Source organism: Paenibacillus sp. 7541 (genome assembly GCF_002276395.1).
Taxonomy (GTDB): domain Bacteria; phylum Bacillota; class Bacilli; order Paenibacillales; family Paenibacillaceae; genus Paenibacillus_AQ; species Paenibacillus_AQ campinasensis.
The window spans coordinates 36,348-53,754 of record NZ_NQLZ01000036.1; the positions used below are offsets into that span (position 1 = coordinate 36,348).

Genomic DNA, 17,407 nt, shown 5'->3' on the forward strand with positions numbered 1-17,407 from the left:
AGACCCGTCACGTCGAGACCTGCTGCCTCTTCTGCTGTTCCTGTCGCATGATGGACGAGATGTCTGACTTAAGTGCCAGGAACGCAGGATCGGTTAAGATATCCTCCCGCCTTGGGCGGGGGAACGGCACCTCGATCTTCTGGAGCACGGTGCCCGGCCGGGCTGACAATATATAAATGCTGTCGGAGAGCAGCAGCGCTTCCTCGATATGGTGCGTGATCATCAGCACAGAGCGTCTCGTATCCTCCCAGATGTCCAGCAGCCAGTGCTGCATCTCGCTCCGGGTCAGCGCATCCAGGGCGCTGAACGGCTCGTCAAGGCACATGACCTCCTGCGGGCTCATCAGGGCGCGCAGGAAGGAGGCCCGCTGCTGCATGCCGCCGGAGAGCGTATGCGGGTAGGCCTTCTCGAAGCCGCCGAGCCCGGCCCGCTCGATCCATTGGCGCGCATTCGCCCGCGCCTGCGTTTTGGATACGCCGCGAAGCTCCTCGGGCAGCATGACGTTGTCTTCGACCGTACGCCACGGAAACAGTGCGGGCTGCTGGGGCATGTAGGCGATGAGGCCCTTCTGGCCCGTTACGTCCCGGCCGTCCATATGAACAGAACCGGCACCCGGAGGCATCAGCCCGCCGATGATGTGGAACAACGTGCTTTTTCCGCTGCCGGAGGGACCGATAATGGAGACGAATTCTCCTGGCTGTACAGCGAGCGACAGATCGTCCAGCACCTGCATCTCCCCGCGCCGCTGACGAAACGCCTTGCGAATATGACGGACCTCAAGTGCGGGATTATCCGTAGAGTCAGACCGTGCCGGGGTGGATGTCCCGGATAACTCCGGGGAGCTAGAAGGGGTGTCGTTCATGTTGTTCACACGCATGCGGTGGATCTCCTTTCTATAGACATGTAAGTGACTGGGCTTCCCGCCGGCTTCATGACTTGCGGCTCCAGCGAATGAGCCGTTTTTCCAACAGGGCGATCAGCGCCACCATCAGCAGGCTGAGCAGCACGATGATCAGAATGGCAACGAAGACCCGGTCGGTGCGGTAGCCGGCTCTCTGCAGCATCATATAGTAGCCGATGCCCCGGTCAGCTCCGATCCACTCGCCAATGACCGCGCCCATGACCGAATAGGTGGCGGCGATCCGTAGCCCCGAGAAGATCGAAGGGAGGGCGTGAGGCAGCTCCAGCTTGGTGAAGATTTGCCAGGTGCCCGCCCCGGTCATCTTCATATAATTCAACATCGTCCGGTCTGTCCGGGCCAGCCCGTCCAGGGCAGCCACCGCTACGGGGAAGAAGCAGACGAGGGTGATGACAATGATTTTGGGCAGCATCCCGAACCCGAACCAGATCATGAGCAGCGGGGCCAGCGCGATGGTAGGCACATTCTGACTGAGAATAAGCAGCGGATACAGTGCCTTTCGAAGCATTGGAATAAGATGCAGCGCCAGGGAAATGACAATGCCGGTGCCTGTTCCGATCAGGAAGCCGATCAGGGTCAGCCGCAGGGTGGCCAGCGTATGATTCAGCAGCACTGGTGAGCCGGATACCATCTCAAGCCCGATGGATGAAGGGGCAGGTAGAATATACGGTTCAATATCCCACAGCCACACGGCGCCCTGCCACAGCACCAAAAAGAATAGGACCGCCCCCACGGGCGGCCATATCAAGCTCCACCAGCTTCTCATGGACGGTATTTCTCCGTTAGCTTGTCCATACTGATGCCGTCTGGATAGTGTGCGATTTTGACTTGAGATATAATGCCTGGGCTGCCTGCCTTGACGAGCGCTTCATGCATCCGTTCGACAATTTGCAGCAGTTCGGACAGCTCGCCCTCCATCGTCGTCTCCAGCGGGTGCACCTCATATTTGACGCCCGATTCCTGGATGACCTTGATCGCCTCGTCGACATAGGGGATGCTGTCCCCGCCGTCCGGTGTCTTCGGGATGACTTGAATGCTTAACAGTGTGTTGGCCATGAGCAATCTTCCTTTCGTTAATTAAGGGGTATCCGGCAAAAATTCATTCGTAAACGCGCTGTCCGCATCCAGCTCCTGGTCCAGCAGGCCGCGTTCAAACATCCATTCGGCATAGCCGGACCATACCTCGGCCTTCTGCTCTCCCCAGCGAGGGGCATCGTCCTGATAGCGCGGACTCAGCCATTTCTGACTGGCGAGCACCAGCTCTGCATCCAGCTCCGGAACGGCCTTGATCAGCAGATCGGCAGCCTCCTCCGGGTGGTTGATCGCATATTCATATCCTTTTGCCGTGGCGCGCATGAACGCTTTAACCAGCTCCGGATCTTCCTGAATCAGCGTTTCGTTGGTTACAATCACTGGGGTGTAGTAGTCCAGCTTGTCCGAGTAGTCTTTCACATAGATCATGTCCAGCGGCTCTCCCCGAAGCTCTGCCTCGATCCCGGTCCAGGCATAGAAGATCCAGGCGAAATCGATGTCGCGTTTAACCGCCGTAAAATAATCGGCATCCCCGATATTGACGATGTTCACCTTGCTGACGTCAGCGCCGTCGATATCCATTATGGATTTCATGACGGCTTCTTCCACCGGCGAGCCCCAGCCGCCGTAGGCCTTGCCTTCAAAGTCAGCTGCGGTCTTGATATTCCGGTCGACCGGAGCGGCAAATCCGGAGGTGTTATGCTGAATGACTGCCGCAATCGACACGAGCGGAAGTCCTTGCGTCCGTGCAAGTGTCACGCCCTCCTGATAGCTGATGCCAAATGGCACGTTCCCCGAGGCGACCAGCGTATCCGTGCCGCCGGCGCCCGGCTGCACAATGCTTACGTTGAGTCCTTCTTCTTCGTAATAGCCGAGCTCCTTGGCGACGTACAGTCCCGTATGATTGGTATTGGCTGACCAATCCAGCATCAGCTGGATATCGCGCGGCGCCTCCGCGGTCTCCCCGCTGTTGCCAGCATCATTCGGATTCGGCGTACTGCCGCTCTTCTGATTGTCTGTGCCGCAGCCGGCCGCGACAAGAAGCAGCATGCATGCGAGCAATAACGCGGTCCATTTCGGTTTAATCATGTTCTTCTCTCTCCCTCATCTTCATTCTAGCTGCCTGTGACTTCACAATAATAAGAAACGCCCCGAGGATCTCGGGGCGCATGACGGCGTAAGTATTCCACGGCATCCATATCGAGCCGCAGTGTCAGGATTCCTACGCTGGCATTACCCAGATCAGGTGTAAGGGTCAGTATCTTGATGGGATACACTCTCAGCCGGCCGATTCCAGCTCCCCTGTAAGTATGATGAAGTTATAGGCTTAACTAACCGTTATTATAGACCTAATGGCTGGAGCTGTCCAGCCTGTGCGGGCTGAGAGAGAGCCGGACTATTTCCAGGCGGGATGCTCGTCTTTGATCACATCCAGCCCCCAAACAGCTGCATTCGCCAGACTCGATGGGCATGGGCGCTGAATATCGCATCGATGAAGCAATACGAAAAAGACGAGACTCGTATACTAAAGCCTCGTCTCGTCGTGATCGCGCGGGGGAATCATTTTTAGCGCTGGAAAAATTCAATCCATTCTCCGTTTGGCCCATGAAGGAAGAAATAACGGTAGCCGTTTGGCAGCGTCACAATTTCCTCATCAAGATGCGGCACGCCGAGCTTCTGAACCCGGGCGTACTCCGCCTCGATCTGGTCTGTGCTCACTGCAAAGTGATGTACCGCTCCTTCAGCCGGAAGGCTGTCGCTGTATCCTTGTATAAGCTCCACTTCGGTCTCATCGCTGCCGTTAAAGCCGAGGAAGGCAAGTTCGATCACCCCGTTCGTATGCTTGACACGATCCTTCAATTCAAGACCGACAACCTTCGTGTAGAAGTCGATGGTCGCCTCAAGATCCCGCACCATAACTCCGACATGATCGAGCCGTTTATGAGATGGCATACTGGCCACATCCTTTCCTGTTCGTCCAATTTGAATCACATCTTAACATATAATTCCTACCTGTCAAGTGGGTATATATGTTCTCGCTTAACTTTTCTTTACATTTTAATGGGTGAAAAGTATCATGATTTATAGATCGATTTTTAATCCTTTTGCACCAGCAAGGTTTACATAAATCATGGGATCACGAAAGTGGCCGGGCCGCGTTCCCCTTCTTCTTTATTGCTTCAACGCTTGTCAGACATAATGCAAATGATTAACTTTGATTGTTTTGTTTTACATATTCATTACAAAAAAGCATATTATACAAAGAATTCATATCCAAATGCCGATAAGAAGCTTAGTGAAAGCTTGCCGAGGGGGATGAACATGTTGTGCGACAACCGCAGCACCTTTGAACCGTTTGAGGACCAGGGAATTGTTCAGATCAGACCAGCTTACGCAGAGCTTCTTCATCTGCTTGACGGGTGGGGCGGCACCGTGCGCAATACCCGCGAAGGGTGTGCTGTCAGCTATCAGGGGCGGGATGAGCTGGTGTCGCTAATCCGGCTGCTTCGGGGACTTCCGAATGGATCAAGGGAAGAGATCAGCTTCCGCATCATGGACGGAGCGACTCCACAGCAGCACCATCCGTGGACGATGGCCGAGCAGCTCGGGCCGGAGAATGATCAATGCGATATGCTGAATATTATCCTGGATCAACAATTTACGAGCCATATGCAGCCTATTGTAGACCGCTGCGAGCAGATTGTGGCTTATGAATTTTTGCTGCGTCCGGCTAAGAACGGCAGGCCATTCCCTCCCCAGAAGCTCTTTGATACAGCACGACGTGCAGGTCTGCATTATTTTCTGGACCGTGAAGCCCGCAATGCGGCCATTGAGGCCAGCGCCAAGTGGCTGCCGAGTGGTGTAAAGCGGTTTATCAACTTTCTGCCTTCCTCGATTTCGGACCCGAAGAAATCGCTGGTGCAGACGTTCCGCGTGCTGGAGAGCCATCATCTGGACCCGTGCGATTTCGTGTTCGAGGTTGTTGAGACGGAAAGAATTGATGATATTCAGCATCTCCAGGCGATTTTTGATACCTATCGTAAACACGGCATTTCCTTAGCCATGGATGACGTGGGCGCCGGATACTCCACATTGGAGCAGATGGTGCTGCTGAAGCCCGATTATGTCAAAATCGACCGCAGCCTGATTGACCATTGCGAGCAGAACAGTGTGAAACAACAACAGCTTCAGATGATTACACGAACGGCCCATGAATTCGGGGCCAAGGTGCTTGCAGAAGGAATAGAACGCCGTGAGGAGTTCCAATACTGCCGGCAGATCGGCATCGAACTAGCCCAGGGCTATTTATTTGGGAAACCGGCGGAAAGACCGCTCAAGGGACCCCAGTCGCAACTGATGCTATGTTAAGGGATTCAACATTCATATGATATGGAAAATGATCGAGGGGGAGGAAACTTCCCTTCGTTTTTATTTATCAGGATAGTTGTGTGATTGAAAGCTTTATAGGGAGCAAGCCCAGGGAAGCACTTCTCCTGAGCTTGCAGCAGGGTGGTATAAGAGGTCGCATCCAGCAGCAACCGGCTTATGTGCAAACGATTGAATAAAGCGATGCACCACTACTTCGGGGCAGAGTGCATCGAAGATTCGCGAATCATGAGCCGGTGCGGGATAATATAGCGGCTTGGGCGGCCCTTCTCGTTAGGATTGCGAATGCTCTGGATCAATGCCTGGGAAGCGGTGTAGCCGAGGTTATAGATGCCGATGTCCACGCTGCTGAGCGGCGGATTGGACAATTCGGACAACGAAATATTGTTGAAGCTGATGATGGATACATCCTGGGGCACCTTATACCCAAGCTCGTTTAATCCCCGCAGTACCCCGAAGGCAACGATGTCATCCACGATGACAAGCGCTGTTGGACGCTCCGGCAAATTCATAAAAAAGGACATCGCACGATAGCCGCTTTCCTGCAGAAACTCGCCTTCCACGATCCACTCCTTGCGCATGGTCAGCCCGGCATCTGCCAATGCCTGGCCATACCCCTTCAGGCGGTCCTGGGACACCATCAGATTCGGTGGCCCGCTGACAAAGCCGATCCGCTCATGGCCGAAGGTAATCAGGTGTTTGGTCGCATCATAAGCGGCCTGTACATTATCCGTGTCGACAGACAGCAGATCCGGATACTTCTCGCTGCGCCCGATAAGCACGAACGGATATTCATTCGCCTTCAGGTAGTCAACGACCGCGTCGTCCTGCCTGGAATACAGAAGGATAGCTCCGTCCACACGGCGGCCATTGAGCAAGCGGGACACCGCTTCAACTTCTTCCTTCTCACTGCCGCCCGAGCTGATCAGCACATCATAGCCGGAACGGTTGGCCTGGGTGACGATGCCGCGGATAAGCTCCATGAAGAACAGATTCAGAAACAGTTCCTCGGCGGGCTTGGGCAGAATGACACATATCGTTTCCGTCGTTTTGGACACCAGGCTCTTGGCCATCATATTCGGGTGATAGCCCATCTCCTCCATAATGTCTCGAACCTTCTGCGATGTTTCGCGGCTGATTCTCGGGTGATTGGAGAGCACGCGTGAGACCGTGGAGGGGGATACTCCCGCCCGTTTGGCAACATCTTTAATCGTTACATTCATAACAAGGACCTCCTGTGGAACCGTTTGCTTGATTAAATGGAAGAAAATCGTGAAGCAGGCTCCATTTAATACGGTCCGGATCCATAGTGTTAAAGGTTTAACCAATCCTTTGGCACAGATAGAGTTAAACGGTTACAACTGCTATATTAACGTTAAACGGTGTGCTTGTAAATATACTGTGCAACAGCAGGAAGGCGGGACGATTCACGATCAGGGGGTTCTTTTTCTCCAAAAATCCCGATTGGAGTCAAACGTTTGCACAATATTAGGGGGGAATTAGCAGAGAGAGCGGCGGAAAAGAGTGGCGTAAGAGAGGGGGTTGAGGAATGGCTAAGGATGCAGCTTAAGGAAGTAGCCTGAGAAAGTAGTCCGAAGAAAGTAGTCCGAAGAAAGTAGTCCGAAGAAAATGGCTTGAGAAAGTAGCTGGAGGGAATAGCTGAGTGAAAAGGCTGGGTGACAAGGTTACAACGTAATGGTGAAACGAAGCACCCGTTTTAAGGGCGGGTCTGCTCATGATACAATGAATGCCAACAGGAGCCGGAGGGACGCCCGGCGGACAAGCTTGGGATGAAGGGGAGAGGTTACTTGAGCGCAAGCATTTTATATATTGAGGATGACCGTGAAATAGGCGAATGGGTGAGTGAGTTTCTGAAGGAAAAGGGGTACAGCGTCACGTGGCTTACCAGCGGGGAACGTGCTGTGGAGGAAGCGGATAACTGCGCCGTTGTCATCCTGGACGTGATGCTGCCGGGGCTTGACGGCTTCACGGTGGGGCAGCGAATCAAGAAGGCTTGTCCGGTTCTGCCGATTCTGATGCTGTCTGCACGTACGTCGATTGATGACAAGCTTCAAGGCCTCGAATTTGCCGACGATTACTTGACGAAGCCGTTTCATCCTGACGAGCTGGCAGCGCGGGTCGAGGTGCTGCTGCGCCGTTCGGCGGCCCACGTCGAGGAAGCGGTCGAGATCGAACATCTCCGCATCTATGTAAAGGAGAACCGGATAGTGAATATGGACTCGGGAGAGGATATTGTGCTGACAGGGAAGCAGTATCATATCTTCATGTATTTGCTGCAGCACCGGGGGCGGGTCATGACGAAGGAGCAGATCTATGAGGCGGTCTGGAACGAGTCCTACATCGAAGGAGACAAAACGCTGATGGTGCATATTCGCTACCTCCGCGAGAAGCTGGAGCGAGATCCGGCAGCTCCGGCCATTATTGAGACCGTCCGCGGTCTCGGGTACCGGGTGAGAGCATGAAGTGGCGGAAAACCAAGGGGAGATTTCGCAACTCGCTGACTTCCCGGTATTTGCTGCTGATTATGGCTGCGATGATGTTTATGCCGATCGTGATGCCGCTGGCCTCCGTATTCTACTGGTTCGTGAATGACACCTTCTCCAGAACGGTCTATGTGCCAACTGCGAAGTATACGAGCGGTGAGCCGCTGGTCAAGATGTGGCATGCCGAAGCGGCGAAGCTCGGCGGCGCGTCCGCGGAGCACATCGGTCAGAGGCTTGGTGAACTTCGAGAGGAATATCCGGAGTTGTCCATCCTCTGGGTTGACGCCCGGAATGAAGTAAGGGTCGAGCTCCCGGAACAGCCGGATATCCCTGATACATGGAGTGCCGAGTATACGGTGCAGTTCATGAAGACCGCCGTGGGCAACGATCCGTTCACGGTGGTGGCTTTTATCGGGGGCGACGAGGGCAGCGGCCAGGGGTTCATGGTGATGCGGATTCCGAGACAATATATTAGCGTTCAGCAGCCTTTTGCCAGTGAGACGACCATCTATGCCGCCTTCATGGCCGGTTTGTCGCTGTTGTTCATTCTTGTCTCCTGGCTGTTCTTCGTCGGCATCCGGCGGAGGCTGATCCGCTTGCGCAAGGCGATGACATCGCCGCACTCTGAGACGGGCATCCCACAGCCGGTTCAGCTCACGAAGCGGGACGAGATCGGCCAGCTGGAGGAAGGGTATAACGATATGGTGCAGCAGCTGAAGATTGGCCTGCGCCGCCAGCGTGAGGAAGAGGAGCTGCGCAAAGCACTCATCGCCAATCTGTCCCATGATTTGCGGACGCCGCTCACTGTGATACGAAGCCATATTTTTTCGATTGGGAAGGAGCAGCTGAGCGAGAAAGGGCAGGAGTCACTGGCGCTGATGGAATCGAAGATCGGGGATCTGGGGGAGCTGATTGACAATCTGTTGTCCTATAATCTGCTGACCAGCGGCCGGATTGAGCTGAAGCTTTCGCCAGTGGATATATTGCGGCTGGTGAGGGAGAGCGCGGCAGCCTGGTATCCGGTATGGGAGAAGTCGGGGATTGAGCCTGACATTGACCTTGAAGGAGAGCCGGTCGTGTGGGATGTAGATGAACTGTGGTTCCGGCGCATCGTGGATAATCTGTTCCAAAATGTGGTGCGTCACGCTAAAGCGGGAGGTTATATCGGCATTCGAATGGCCGGGCGTGAGGACGGTGAGCGGATGCTGGTCATCTCGGACAGAGGGCCTGGGATGAATGCGGACTCCGAGCACAAGGGGACAGGCATCGGCCTGGCCATCGTTGATCATCTTGCCAGAGAGATGGGGCTGGACTATGAGATCGTCAGCTCGGCTGCGGGCTCGGCGGTAAGGGTGTGGCGGAAGTCGAATCCCCTTCTGACGAATGCTGCGTCTGATGACACTTCCTTGTAACTGATCAAGATCACAGTGAGCAGCCTGTCACGAGGTCCTCGAACATGTCATGAGGACAGCGGTGCGGGGCATTATACGGCGATTTGTTCCCGGTAGGGCCGGGGATAGGTCGCCTTTTTTGTGCGCCCGAAGGGGTGACCCGACTTGGAAAGCTATTTGTTTAAATCAAATTTAAACTTCGGGGCGACCGTCATTTAACCTGGGGCAGGTAGGATAGTTCTCGAGGTGATTGATGTGACGGACATGGTCATACAGACAAAAGGGTTGTATAAATTGTACAAAAAACGCGCAGCGGTGGAGGATCTCAACCTGGAAATCGCGCGCGGCGACATTTACGGGTTTCTCGGACCGAACGGAGCGGGCAAAACAACGACAATCCGCATGCTGCTCGGGCTGATTCAGCCCACGCGCGGCTCCATCCATCTGTTCGGCAAGGATTTGAAAAAGGAGAAGATGGACATTCTGCGGCGGACAGGCTCGCTGGTCGAATACCCGTCCTATTACGGGCATTTAACCGCGATTGAAAATTTGGAGACGATCCGCCGCATTACGGGCGGGCCCAAAGCTCGCATCGCTGAGGTGCTGGACATCGTCTCGCTGACCAAGGAAGCCAAGCGGCCGGTTAAGGGCTACTCCCTCGGCATGAAGCAGCGGCTCGGCATTGCTGCAGCGCTGCTGAATCATCCAGAGCTGCTCATTCTGGATGAGCCGACCAACGGACTGGACCCTTCGGGGATTCAGGAAATCCGCGAGCTCATTAAACAGATGCCGCGTCAATTCGGCATCACAGTGCTGGTATCCAGCCACCTGCTCAGCGAGGTGGAACTGATGGCCGACAAGGTAGGCATCATTCGCGAGGGGCGGCTGGTGTATCAGGATACGATCACCAATCTGACCGCTGCCGCGTCGAGCGGCTTCCGCCTGTCGGTCTCTGAGCCGGAAGCGGCGCTGATGCACGCGCTTGAGCTCGGCTGCTCCGGCGTGCTGAATCGCGGAATGATGGAGCTTGGGGCCATGAGCGATGCGAAGGTGGCGCTGCTTGTCAAGCGGCTGGTCGAGCATCAGCATGCGGTTTATCGGGTGGAGGAGAAGCGCAGATCGCTGGAGGATATTTTCATGCAGATCGTCGGGGAGGGGAACCGGATATGATGCTCCGCGCACTGTCTGCAGACTGGATGAAAATCCGCGGCAAAGGGATCTGGTTTCTGACTGCGCTAGGCCCCATCGGGCTGGTGGCGATGCAGGGCTTGAATTTTGGCCTGCGGTATGATTACCTGATGAATCAATATGCGGATGACCCGTGGGGCGGGCTGCTTCATAATATTGCGAATTTTGTACCGATTGCGCTGTTTCTCGGCATCACGCTGATCAGCTCGCTGATGGCGAATGTAGAGCACCAGCTCAGTTCATGGAAGCAGCTGCTGGCACTGCCGATTTCCCGAACGGCGGTATTCAGCGCCAAGTTCGTGCAGGCGTTCCTGCTCCTGACCGTATCCTGCATTCTGCTCTCCGCAGGAACGGCAGTCCTTGGACTTCTGCTCGGCATGTCCCCGCAGGAGATACCCTATGTCGATCTGGCGCGAGTTGGCTTCGCGCCGATGCTTGCCGCGATCCCGCTGCTGGCAATTCAGCTCTGGATGTCGATGACACTCAAAAACCAGGGGCTGCCTGTCGGGATAGGGATTACGGCATCGGTTGTGTCTGTCTTCACGTACCAGTTCCCCAACTGGATGCCGCTGAAATGGCCGGTACTTGCTTATGTTGGTCCGGGCGAAGTGAAGGTGGTCGGAGCCGGTCTGTGTCTGGGTCTCGTCATTTCGCTGATGGGCCTGATTCATTTTAACCGAAGGGACGTGAACTGATATGTCATCCTATACCCGAGCCTTGTCAGCCGAATGGCTGAAGCTGGCCAGGTCCAGACTATGGCTGCAAATCCTGCTCTGCATCGCAGCATCCACCCTGCTCGGCATCCTTGATGGAAGGGAGGTGGGGGCGTTTCGTTGGGAAAGAACCTTAACCACGATGAGCATTCTCCACGCGATGCTGTTTCTGCCGATTATGACGGGGGTCTTCAGTGCGATGGTATGCAGATATGAGCATGCCGGCGGCGGATGGAAGCAGCTGCTCGTGCTCCCGGTCTCCCGGGGGGCGGTGTATCTGTCCAAGTTCTCTGTCGTATGCATTCTGCTGGCGGTGATTCAGCTGCTGTTCCTGGGTGGATTGCTGCTGGTTGGCGTGGTGAATCGCTATGCAGAGCCAATTCCGTGGGGGATGCTGCTGCAGTGCCTTGCTGGCGGCTGGATCGCCTGCCTGCCGCTGGCAGCTCTTCAGCTTGCCGTATCGACGGCCTGGAGCAGCTTTGCGGCACCGCTTGCGCTGAATGTGGTCTTCACGATTCCGAATATGCTGGTTGCCAATTCGGCGACGTATGCGCCTTATTATCCGTGGGCCCAGCCGCTGCTGGCTATGATGCCGACGGGAGGCGCCGATTTCGGAGCCTTCAACCTGCCGTTTGAGAGTCTCATGCTGGTGGTGGTCGGCGGATTCCTACTGTTCTTTATGGCGGGGCTTCTATATTTTCAGCGCAAGGAGATATAGGGGACAATAGTGTGTGTGATCCTGCCTGTTCATTCGCCATATGCCCCTTGAAATAGCAAAGGCCGCTGTCCCGGGACGGATCGTCCCAGGGAGAGCGGCTCTTTTGCTGTGAACCCTGATCATGATAGAAGGTGCTGACTTCCAAGCTGTCCAATGTCTGTTATACGGGCAGCTCCACCCAGCGATACGGTGTGTCAGCAGCCTTTAAACCGTACTCAATGATCGTGACGATAGCCACGGTCTCTGCCGGATCAACGGCAGGCTCGCTAGTATGGAAGAAGTGAACGAGATTGTCGATGAAGGCAGTAAAGAAATTGGACTGCGCTGAAGCTTGCTTGAAATCCCCGGTGGTGTACCTCACTCCAAGGGTGAACGGGCAGTTGTCGCCTAAATGATTCACATTCGCCTGCCGCCCTTCTCCGAAATCAATCAACAGGGACGGGGACTCCGGCGTGCCGGTGAACATGACCCGTTTCGGGCTTGGGCCCATCAGGTGAACAATCGGCTCGATTTGATGAATCGAATAATTGGAGAAAGCCCCGGGGCCCCAGCTGCTAATGGTCTGGATGTCCCCCGCCTTCAGCTCTGCGTATTCGCTGGCAAAGCGGAGGGCGGATGTGGAATACATCGGCGTGCCATGCTTTGCTGCCAGATCAAACAAGCGAAGGGCGGCGTCCCGGTCAGGTGCAAACGTCTTATCAATATACGTTGGCTTGCCGGAAGCGAGCGGAAGCTGGGACAGCTCCTCATGATACTCCGGATTGTCCGGGGACAGGACGATCAGGTAGTCGCTTCTGTCCACCACCTCGGCGATGGAGGATAGCTGCTGCACGCCGTATTCCCGGCACCAGGCTTCGTTTGTCTTGCCGCCTTCCTTGTCCTGCTTGGCATAGGCGTAGGCCACCTTCATGCTCCCGCCGCTGGCCTGTTCGATCCAGCCCGGATACTTGTTCGCGTGAAACTGGTCAAGATGGAGATCGATAAATCCGATGGTCTTCATATCTGATAGCCTCCCTGGCGATTTGAGCTGGCTTAGCGATTGGTCTCGGCTGTTGCCGACAGCAGGGACATTTCCGCTCCTTTGTCGGAGGAGTCGTAGATAGCCTGGATGATTTGCGATGAGAGGATAACCGTGTCGATGTGTGATGGCTGCTTCTCTCCTGTCTGGATCGAGCGGATGAAACCGTCGATTTCGTTCTGGAACATGCTGCCGAGGTTGAACTTCGGCGTCGTTTCAATCAAAGCGCCGTCCTGGGCGGTGTAGAACGTGAATTCCGCCCCGTATTTCAGGCGGATGCCGCCTTTGTCGCCAAGGAAGTCGATGAACATTTCCTCGACCCCGATATTCTGGGCCCAGGCACCGTTAAGCGAGATGGTCGGCCCTTCGGTCCGAATGAGGGCGGTAACAAAGTCATCCACATCATAGGTGCCGTCAACCTTCGGCGGGCCGGCCCACATTTTCAGATACGTATAGTTCTCCATATCCTTGCCGAGCTTGGAGTATGCCTGACCGGATACGGTTATAGGGCGCGGGTCGCCGGTACAGTACATGACCACATCCAGGAAATGCACACCCCAGTCAATCAGAGCGCCGCCGCCGGCGATCGCTTTGGTGGTGAAAGCTCCACCAAGTCCTGGGATGGAGCGGTGAGCGCGGAAGCTGGCATACACATGATACAGCTCGCCCAGATCGCCGTTTTCGATCATTTTCTTAATCCGGTTCACGCTTTCGTTGTAACGGTTCACGACACCGATGTTAAGAATCTTGCCGGTTTCATGCTGGATCTTCTGCATTTCGAGCGCTTCGGCGTAGGTTCTTGCGGCGGGCTTTTCACAGAGGACATGCTTGCCGGCGCGAAGACAAGCGATGGTAATCGAGGCATGCACATCATTCGGCGTGCAGATCGACACCGCGTCTACTTCCGGGTCCTCCAGAATGACACGGTAGTCAGCGATCGCTTGTCCGCACTCATATTTCGTAACAGCTTGCTCCGCCCGGTCCAGCTGAACGTCGCAGAAGTACTTGATCTCGGCATCCGGATTGGCGATGTACGCCGGAATGTGTGCGCTGTTGGCGATGGTGCCGCAGCCGATGACAGCGATTGTAATTTTGTTCATTATATTCCCTCCATCATCACGAATAGTTGAAAACATACGATACCTTTCGAAAATGCATATAGCTTATGTTTTGCCAAGAGTATATCATGGTGCGGATAGGTCTCGATTTCACTATCGTGTTTTTTTATTGGATTATCGTACAGAGGTGGGCGGGGGAGTGGCAAATTTAAAGCATAAGTTGTCGTAAGTATTTGTAGGGGTATAGGTTCTTGTTTTTCTTAGGGTTCTATGTCAGAAGCTTTTGTAATCTGGGTTACAGAAGAGGAAATAAGGGTGGTTTATGATGAATGTAACATTCCGGCTATAGATTATGTTATATGAGGAATAATGATTGCAGCGAGTCGAGTGATTGTCGTTCGCAGCATGGAAAGGAGGAGCACCATGTTACACGATGAGACGATGAATGAGACAATGGAAAGAGTAACCTCATTTTTGCCACAAATAAAAATATTTGAATCGCTTCCGGCAGAAATTATCCGTGAAATCGAACAATTGGTAACAAGATCAAATACGTATAAACTTTCAAATAACACAATTCTTCAGTCGCCCGGTAATGAAAAGAATGGCTTGTTTTTCGTCATCGCCGGTAAACTTCGGTTATACAAAACCAATTCGGCCGGCAAACAACATACAGTTTGCATCCTAAGTGAGGGCGGTATGTTTGGCGAAGTTGAAACGTTTTCCTTGAGCACAAGAGGGACTTATGTGGAGACGATGGAAGACTCGATTGTTTTTTCGATTCCGGCTGAACAATTTGAACCGCTTTTAGTCAAGTATTCTGAATTGTCTTTACGATTTCTATCGGAGCTAAGCAAACGCCTGCGAGATCAGGATGAATTGGTGGAGAAATTGGTTTTTCGAGATTTGCGTGGCAAAGTGCTCTACTTTCTCAACCGACTATCTAAGAAGTTCGGAATAGAAGAAAATGGATACCAGAAAATCGATATTCCCCTGACTCATCAAGAATTGGCCAATATGATCGGCGCCACAAGAGAAGCGGTATCGCTTACCTTACAGGAGCTATCCAATGAAGGTATTATCGTGACCAGCCGTAGAATGGTCATGATTCATATCGAAAAAGCGATGCAAGAGCTGTCTTGATTCATGATCCGTATGAATCTCCTTTCGATTGCATGCTTTTCAACGTAATCTAAATTACTGACGAATTATTCATCTAGCGTTATGATAAATGCCGCAGCGGAAACCCTGCAAATATGAAACTTATAGGAGGAGTAGCCATGTCCAATCAACAGGTTCAACTGAATATTCGATTCAAAGCTAAACCAGGGAAGAAAGAGGAATTCCGCAAGGAGCTATATTCCCTTATTGAAGAGATGTCATCCGAGAAGGCATTCATTAGCGCCATTGTTTCAGACGATCTGGATCAGCCGGATGACTTGATCATTTATGAAACATGGCAGGGCACCAGAGATAGCTGGCTTGCGGAAGAGTTTATTAAACCCTACCGTAAGAATTACGAAAGAATACTGGGCGATTTAATTGTGGATAGAAGCGTCAGCTGGTTAGAGCCGAAGGGCGAATGGGGAAGTCAAATAACGAATGCGTGATGACGTTCAACGGCGTCGAATTGTTCGTAGATGGCGGTATGGCTCAAGTCTGACCTTGAATCAGAAGGGATAGAGATGTCGCTTTAGGCTAATTTCCTACTAAGCCCATGTATATAATCAGGCAGAGGAGTCAATACCAGCTCTCTGCCTGAGTTTCATTCTGTGACGAATTTTTTCCACTGCTATGTCGAATCTGGGTGAAGACGATTCCCGATGATGGTTCCGTTATGCTAGCGACTGCTCCGGTCGCTATTTTTCTTGTAATAGGCCGGGGTCGTTCCGGTATATTTCTTGAAGATGCGGCAGAAGTAGGGCAGCTCGTTAAACCCGACTTTATAACATACCTCCGTTACGGTCAGCTCCGGCTCGGTCAGCAGCTTCATCGCCATGCGAATGCGATAGCTGGCTACGTATTGGCTGAAGGTGCGGCCGGTGATCTCCTTGAAGTGGCGGCAGAAGTTCGTGCGCGACATCATCGTCATGCTGCACAGCTCCTCCAGCCTTAGCGGCTGATCGTAATGCTGATGGATGAACTGAATCGCTCCAAGCATCTGCTCATGGTACTGGCCGCCCGCAGGTCTGGCGTGAGCGGAGGCGGCGTCATGTTCCCGGTTCACAATCATCATCAGCTTCAGCAGATTGGCCTTCAGCAGCATTTCGAAGCAGGGGCTACGCCTGCTGTACTCGCCGAGCATTTCATTCAACAGCTCCTGCGCGGCCAGATCACTGCTGCCGGACAGGGGGATTTTCGGCGGAATCTCATGCTCTGGAGCGACAAAAGCCTCGATAAAGGCTTGGTCAAACAGCCTGGATCCCTCTTCGGGGCTGGCAAGCTGCTCATTGATGAATCCGGGCGTGAACTCACACCCGATCACCTCAAGCTCCCGGCCGGGAAGCATTTCGACCCGGTGGATGCAGTAGGGAGGAACGACCACAATATCGCCCTGAACGACGCTGTATTTACGCCCGCCCATCGTGTGATCAAACTCGCCGCGGCGAACGTACCAGATTTGAAAATAGTCGTGCATATGATCCGACATGCTCCCGTAATCCTCGTTGATCCGGTACATTTTGCAGGGAAGGCCGCTCATCATTTCCAGCTCGGATGTGAAATATACGATCCCCCTGCGCGTGCACTCGGCGATGTCCTGCTTGATCCAGTGAAGGGTCATGACGTCATCCTCCTATAAGCGTTCACATGGTCTATTATTCATAGCATAACGGATTCAGGGCATGAATCAATAGAAGCATGAACAGTTTAGCCGCGGGGATGGTAACGCTAAGTGTTAATACCCCATCTCCTTCAACATCCGGGACAGTGTGCGCAATCTTTCGCCAATCAGTTCGCCATCCTCGCTCAGCGCCTGATTGAACAGCTTGATATCTTCATGGATATGCTCGTTATCGGTGGATACGGATACCGTCATGGCATCCCCTTGCAGCCCTACCCGGTCTATGACGGGATTGTCGGGATCATATAAATGATCATATCGGTAGGCCTCTTGAAAATGGAGCTTGGCTCTGCAAATCAAAATCGCAAGGTCAATCACCCGGTGGAGAGGAAGCTCCTCGGACTGCCTGGACCATTTGCCGCCCGTATGTCTCCATACTTTCGCGGAAATATCCACTTTTCCCCGGTCGTTCCACTGCGCAAGCCCCAGAGAGAGCCCCTTCGCATCTGAATCATAGGCGTATCGGCCATCGATGTTCTCATAGTTCTCGGACACGATGACAGGTTTATGCTTTAACGTTGTCGGTATTTTCAAGCGGATCACCTTCCAGTTCTCATGATTTCAATGACATGCAGCTCAATTGTTCACTAAATTTATAATTTACTAATTTACTAAATAACTGAACTCATGAGCATTA

General features: G+C 53.5%; 18 protein-coding genes and 1 riboswitch. Of the genes, 8 read left to right on the top strand and 10 right to left on the bottom strand.

What is annotated here, in order from left to right:
* Positions 1–7: 7 nt before the first annotated feature.
* The 5 genes from CHH75_RS20415 to CHH75_RS20435 form a co-directional block, all read right to left on the bottom strand.
* The gene (locus CHH75_RS20415; RefSeq protein WP_230875599.1) at positions 8–877 is read right to left on the bottom strand and encodes an ABC transporter ATP-binding protein; all 870 of its coding nucleotides are present in this window, start codon (positions 875–877) and stop codon (positions 8–10) included.
* A 52-nt stretch (positions 878–929) separates the two neighbouring features.
* The gene (locus CHH75_RS20420) at positions 930–1,685 is read right to left on the bottom strand and encodes an ABC transporter permease (protein WP_095399059.1); all 756 of its coding nucleotides are present in this window, start codon (positions 1,683–1,685) and stop codon (positions 930–932) included.
* Positions 1,682–1,975 (bottom strand): MTH1187 family thiamine-binding protein, encoded by a 294-nt coding sequence (locus CHH75_RS20425; RefSeq protein ID WP_095268045.1) that lies wholly within the window; start codon positions 1,973–1,975, stop codon positions 1,682–1,684. The genes CHH75_RS20420 and CHH75_RS20425 overlap by 4 nt, the downstream gene beginning before the upstream one ends.
* A 21-nt stretch (positions 1,976–1,996) precedes the next feature.
* Positions 1,997–3,040 (bottom strand): ABC transporter substrate-binding protein, encoded by a 1,044-nt coding sequence (locus CHH75_RS20430; protein WP_095268046.1) that lies wholly within the window; start codon positions 3,038–3,040, stop codon positions 1,997–1,999.
* Positions 3,041–3,153: 113 nt separating this feature from the next.
* Positions 3,154–3,265: riboswitch (TPP riboswitch) on the bottom strand.
* Positions 3,266–3,517: 252 nt separating this feature from the next.
* Positions 3,518–3,904: a VOC family protein gene (locus CHH75_RS20435; protein ID WP_095268047.1), complete on the bottom strand. Its 387-nt coding sequence runs from the start codon at positions 3,902–3,904 to the stop codon at positions 3,518–3,520.
* 369 nt (positions 3,905–4,273) lie between these two features.
* On the opposite strand from CHH75_RS20435, the gene CHH75_RS20440 reads away from it, so the two are divergent.
* A complete protein-coding gene (locus CHH75_RS20440) occupies positions 4,274–5,320 on the top strand; it encodes an EAL domain-containing protein (RefSeq protein ID WP_095399060.1) in 1,047 nt (348 codons plus the stop codon).
* A 209-nt stretch (positions 5,321–5,529) separates the two neighbouring features.
* Here the strand turns inward: CHH75_RS20440 and CHH75_RS20445 are convergent, their stop codons facing one another.
* A complete protein-coding gene (locus tag CHH75_RS20445) occupies positions 5,530–6,561 on the bottom strand; it encodes a LacI family DNA-binding transcriptional regulator (protein ID WP_095268049.1) in 1,032 nt (343 codons plus the stop codon).
* Between the two features lie 585 nt (positions 6,562–7,146).
* Here CHH75_RS20445 and CHH75_RS20450 point away from each other — a divergent pair.
* From CHH75_RS20450 to CHH75_RS20470, 5 genes are all read left to right on the top strand, one after another.
* A complete protein-coding gene (locus CHH75_RS20450) occupies positions 7,147–7,821 on the top strand; it encodes a response regulator transcription factor (protein ID WP_095268050.1) in 675 nt (224 codons plus the stop codon).
* Positions 7,818–9,254, top strand: a complete 1,437-nt coding sequence (locus tag CHH75_RS20455) for a sensor histidine kinase (protein ID WP_095399061.1) — start codon at positions 7,818–7,820, stop codon at positions 9,252–9,254. The genes CHH75_RS20450 and CHH75_RS20455 overlap by 4 nt, the downstream gene beginning before the upstream one ends.
* Positions 9,255–9,488: 234 nt before the next feature.
* Entirely contained in the window at positions 9,489–10,403 is a 915-nt protein-coding gene (locus CHH75_RS20460) for an ABC transporter ATP-binding protein (RefSeq protein WP_095268065.1), read from the top strand.
* Positions 10,400–11,116: an ABC transporter permease gene (locus tag CHH75_RS20465; RefSeq protein WP_095268052.1), complete on the top strand. Its 717-nt coding sequence runs from the start codon at positions 10,400–10,402 to the stop codon at positions 11,114–11,116. Before CHH75_RS20460 ends, CHH75_RS20465 begins: the two co-directional genes overlap by 4 nt.
* Position 11,117: 1 nt before the next feature.
* The gene (locus CHH75_RS20470) at positions 11,118–11,852 is read left to right on the top strand and encodes an ABC transporter permease (RefSeq protein ID WP_095399062.1); all 735 of its coding nucleotides are present in this window, start codon (positions 11,118–11,120) and stop codon (positions 11,850–11,852) included.
* A 160-nt stretch (positions 11,853–12,012) separates the two neighbouring features.
* Here the strand turns inward: CHH75_RS20470 and CHH75_RS20475 are convergent, their stop codons facing one another.
* Positions 12,013–12,852 (bottom strand): Gfo/Idh/MocA family protein, encoded by an 840-nt coding sequence (locus tag CHH75_RS20475; protein WP_095268054.1) that lies wholly within the window; start codon positions 12,850–12,852, stop codon positions 12,013–12,015.
* Between the two features lie 32 nt (positions 12,853–12,884).
* Complete coding sequence (locus CHH75_RS20480) at positions 12,885–13,970, bottom strand: Gfo/Idh/MocA family protein (RefSeq protein ID WP_095268055.1); 1,086 nt, start codon at positions 13,968–13,970, stop codon at positions 12,885–12,887.
* A 399-nt stretch (positions 13,971–14,369) separates the two neighbouring features.
* On the opposite strand from CHH75_RS20480, the gene CHH75_RS20485 reads away from it, so the two are divergent.
* Both CHH75_RS20485 and CHH75_RS20490 read left to right on the top strand, forming a co-directional pair.
* Entirely contained in the window at positions 14,370–15,071 is a 702-nt protein-coding gene (locus CHH75_RS20485; protein ID WP_095268066.1) for a Crp/Fnr family transcriptional regulator, read from the top strand.
* Between the two features lie 137 nt (positions 15,072–15,208).
* Complete coding sequence (locus CHH75_RS20490) at positions 15,209–15,538, top strand: antibiotic biosynthesis monooxygenase family protein (protein ID WP_095268056.1); 330 nt, start codon at positions 15,209–15,211, stop codon at positions 15,536–15,538.
* Between the two features lie 230 nt (positions 15,539–15,768).
* On the opposite strand, the gene CHH75_RS20495 is transcribed toward CHH75_RS20490, so the two are convergent.
* Together CHH75_RS20495 and CHH75_RS20500 are read right to left on the bottom strand one after the other, a co-directional pair.
* On the bottom strand, positions 15,769–16,710 hold the full coding sequence (locus CHH75_RS20495; protein WP_095399063.1) for a helix-turn-helix transcriptional regulator: 942 nt from the start codon (positions 16,708–16,710) through the stop codon (positions 15,769–15,771).
* A gap of 114 nt (positions 16,711–16,824) precedes the next feature.
* On the bottom strand, positions 16,825–17,304 hold the full coding sequence (locus CHH75_RS20500; protein WP_095268067.1) for a DUF6530 family protein: 480 nt from the start codon (positions 17,302–17,304) through the stop codon (positions 16,825–16,827).
* Positions 17,305–17,407 lie beyond the last annotated feature (103 nt).

Coding starts and splice junctions, on each gene's coding strand:
- CHH75_RS20415 (WP_230875599.1), bottom strand. CDS start 877: ATGCGTGTGAACAACATGAACGACACCCCTTCTAGCTCCCCGGAGTTA.
- CHH75_RS20420 (WP_095399059.1), bottom strand. CDS start 1,685: ATGAGAAGCTGGTGGAGCTTGATATGGCCGCCCGTGGGGGCGGTCCTA.
- CHH75_RS20425 (WP_095268045.1), bottom strand. CDS start 1,975: ATGGCCAACACACTGTTAAGCATTCAAGTCATCCCGAAGACACCGGAC.
- CHH75_RS20430 (WP_095268046.1), bottom strand. CDS start 3,040: ATGATTAAACCGAAATGGACCGCGTTATTGCTCGCATGCATGCTGCTT.
- CHH75_RS20435 (WP_095268047.1), bottom strand. CDS start 3,904: ATGCCATCTCATAAACGGCTCGATCATGTCGGAGTTATGGTGCGGGAT.
- CHH75_RS20440 (WP_095399060.1), top strand. CDS start 4,274: ATGTTGTGCGACAACCGCAGCACCTTTGAACCGTTTGAGGACCAGGGA.
- CHH75_RS20445 (WP_095268049.1), bottom strand. CDS start 6,561: ATGAATGTAACGATTAAAGATGTTGCCAAACGGGCGGGAGTATCCCCC.
- CHH75_RS20455 (WP_095399061.1), top strand. CDS start 7,818: ATGAAGTGGCGGAAAACCAAGGGGAGATTTCGCAACTCGCTGACTTCC.
- CHH75_RS20465 (WP_095268052.1), top strand. CDS start 10,400: ATGATGCTCCGCGCACTGTCTGCAGACTGGATGAAAATCCGCGGCAAA.
- CHH75_RS20470 (WP_095399062.1), top strand. CDS start 11,118: ATGTCATCCTATACCCGAGCCTTGTCAGCCGAATGGCTGAAGCTGGCC.
- CHH75_RS20475 (WP_095268054.1), bottom strand. CDS start 12,852: ATGAAGACCATCGGATTTATCGATCTCCATCTTGACCAGTTTCACGCG.
- CHH75_RS20480 (WP_095268055.1), bottom strand. CDS start 13,970: ATGAACAAAATTACAATCGCTGTCATCGGCTGCGGCACCATCGCCAAC.
- CHH75_RS20485 (WP_095268066.1), top strand. CDS start 14,370: ATGAATGAGACAATGGAAAGAGTAACCTCATTTTTGCCACAAATAAAA.
- CHH75_RS20490 (WP_095268056.1), top strand. CDS start 15,209: ATGTCCAATCAACAGGTTCAACTGAATATTCGATTCAAAGCTAAACCA.
- CHH75_RS20495 (WP_095399063.1), bottom strand. CDS start 16,710: ATGACCCTTCACTGGATCAAGCAGGACATCGCCGAGTGCACGCGCAGG.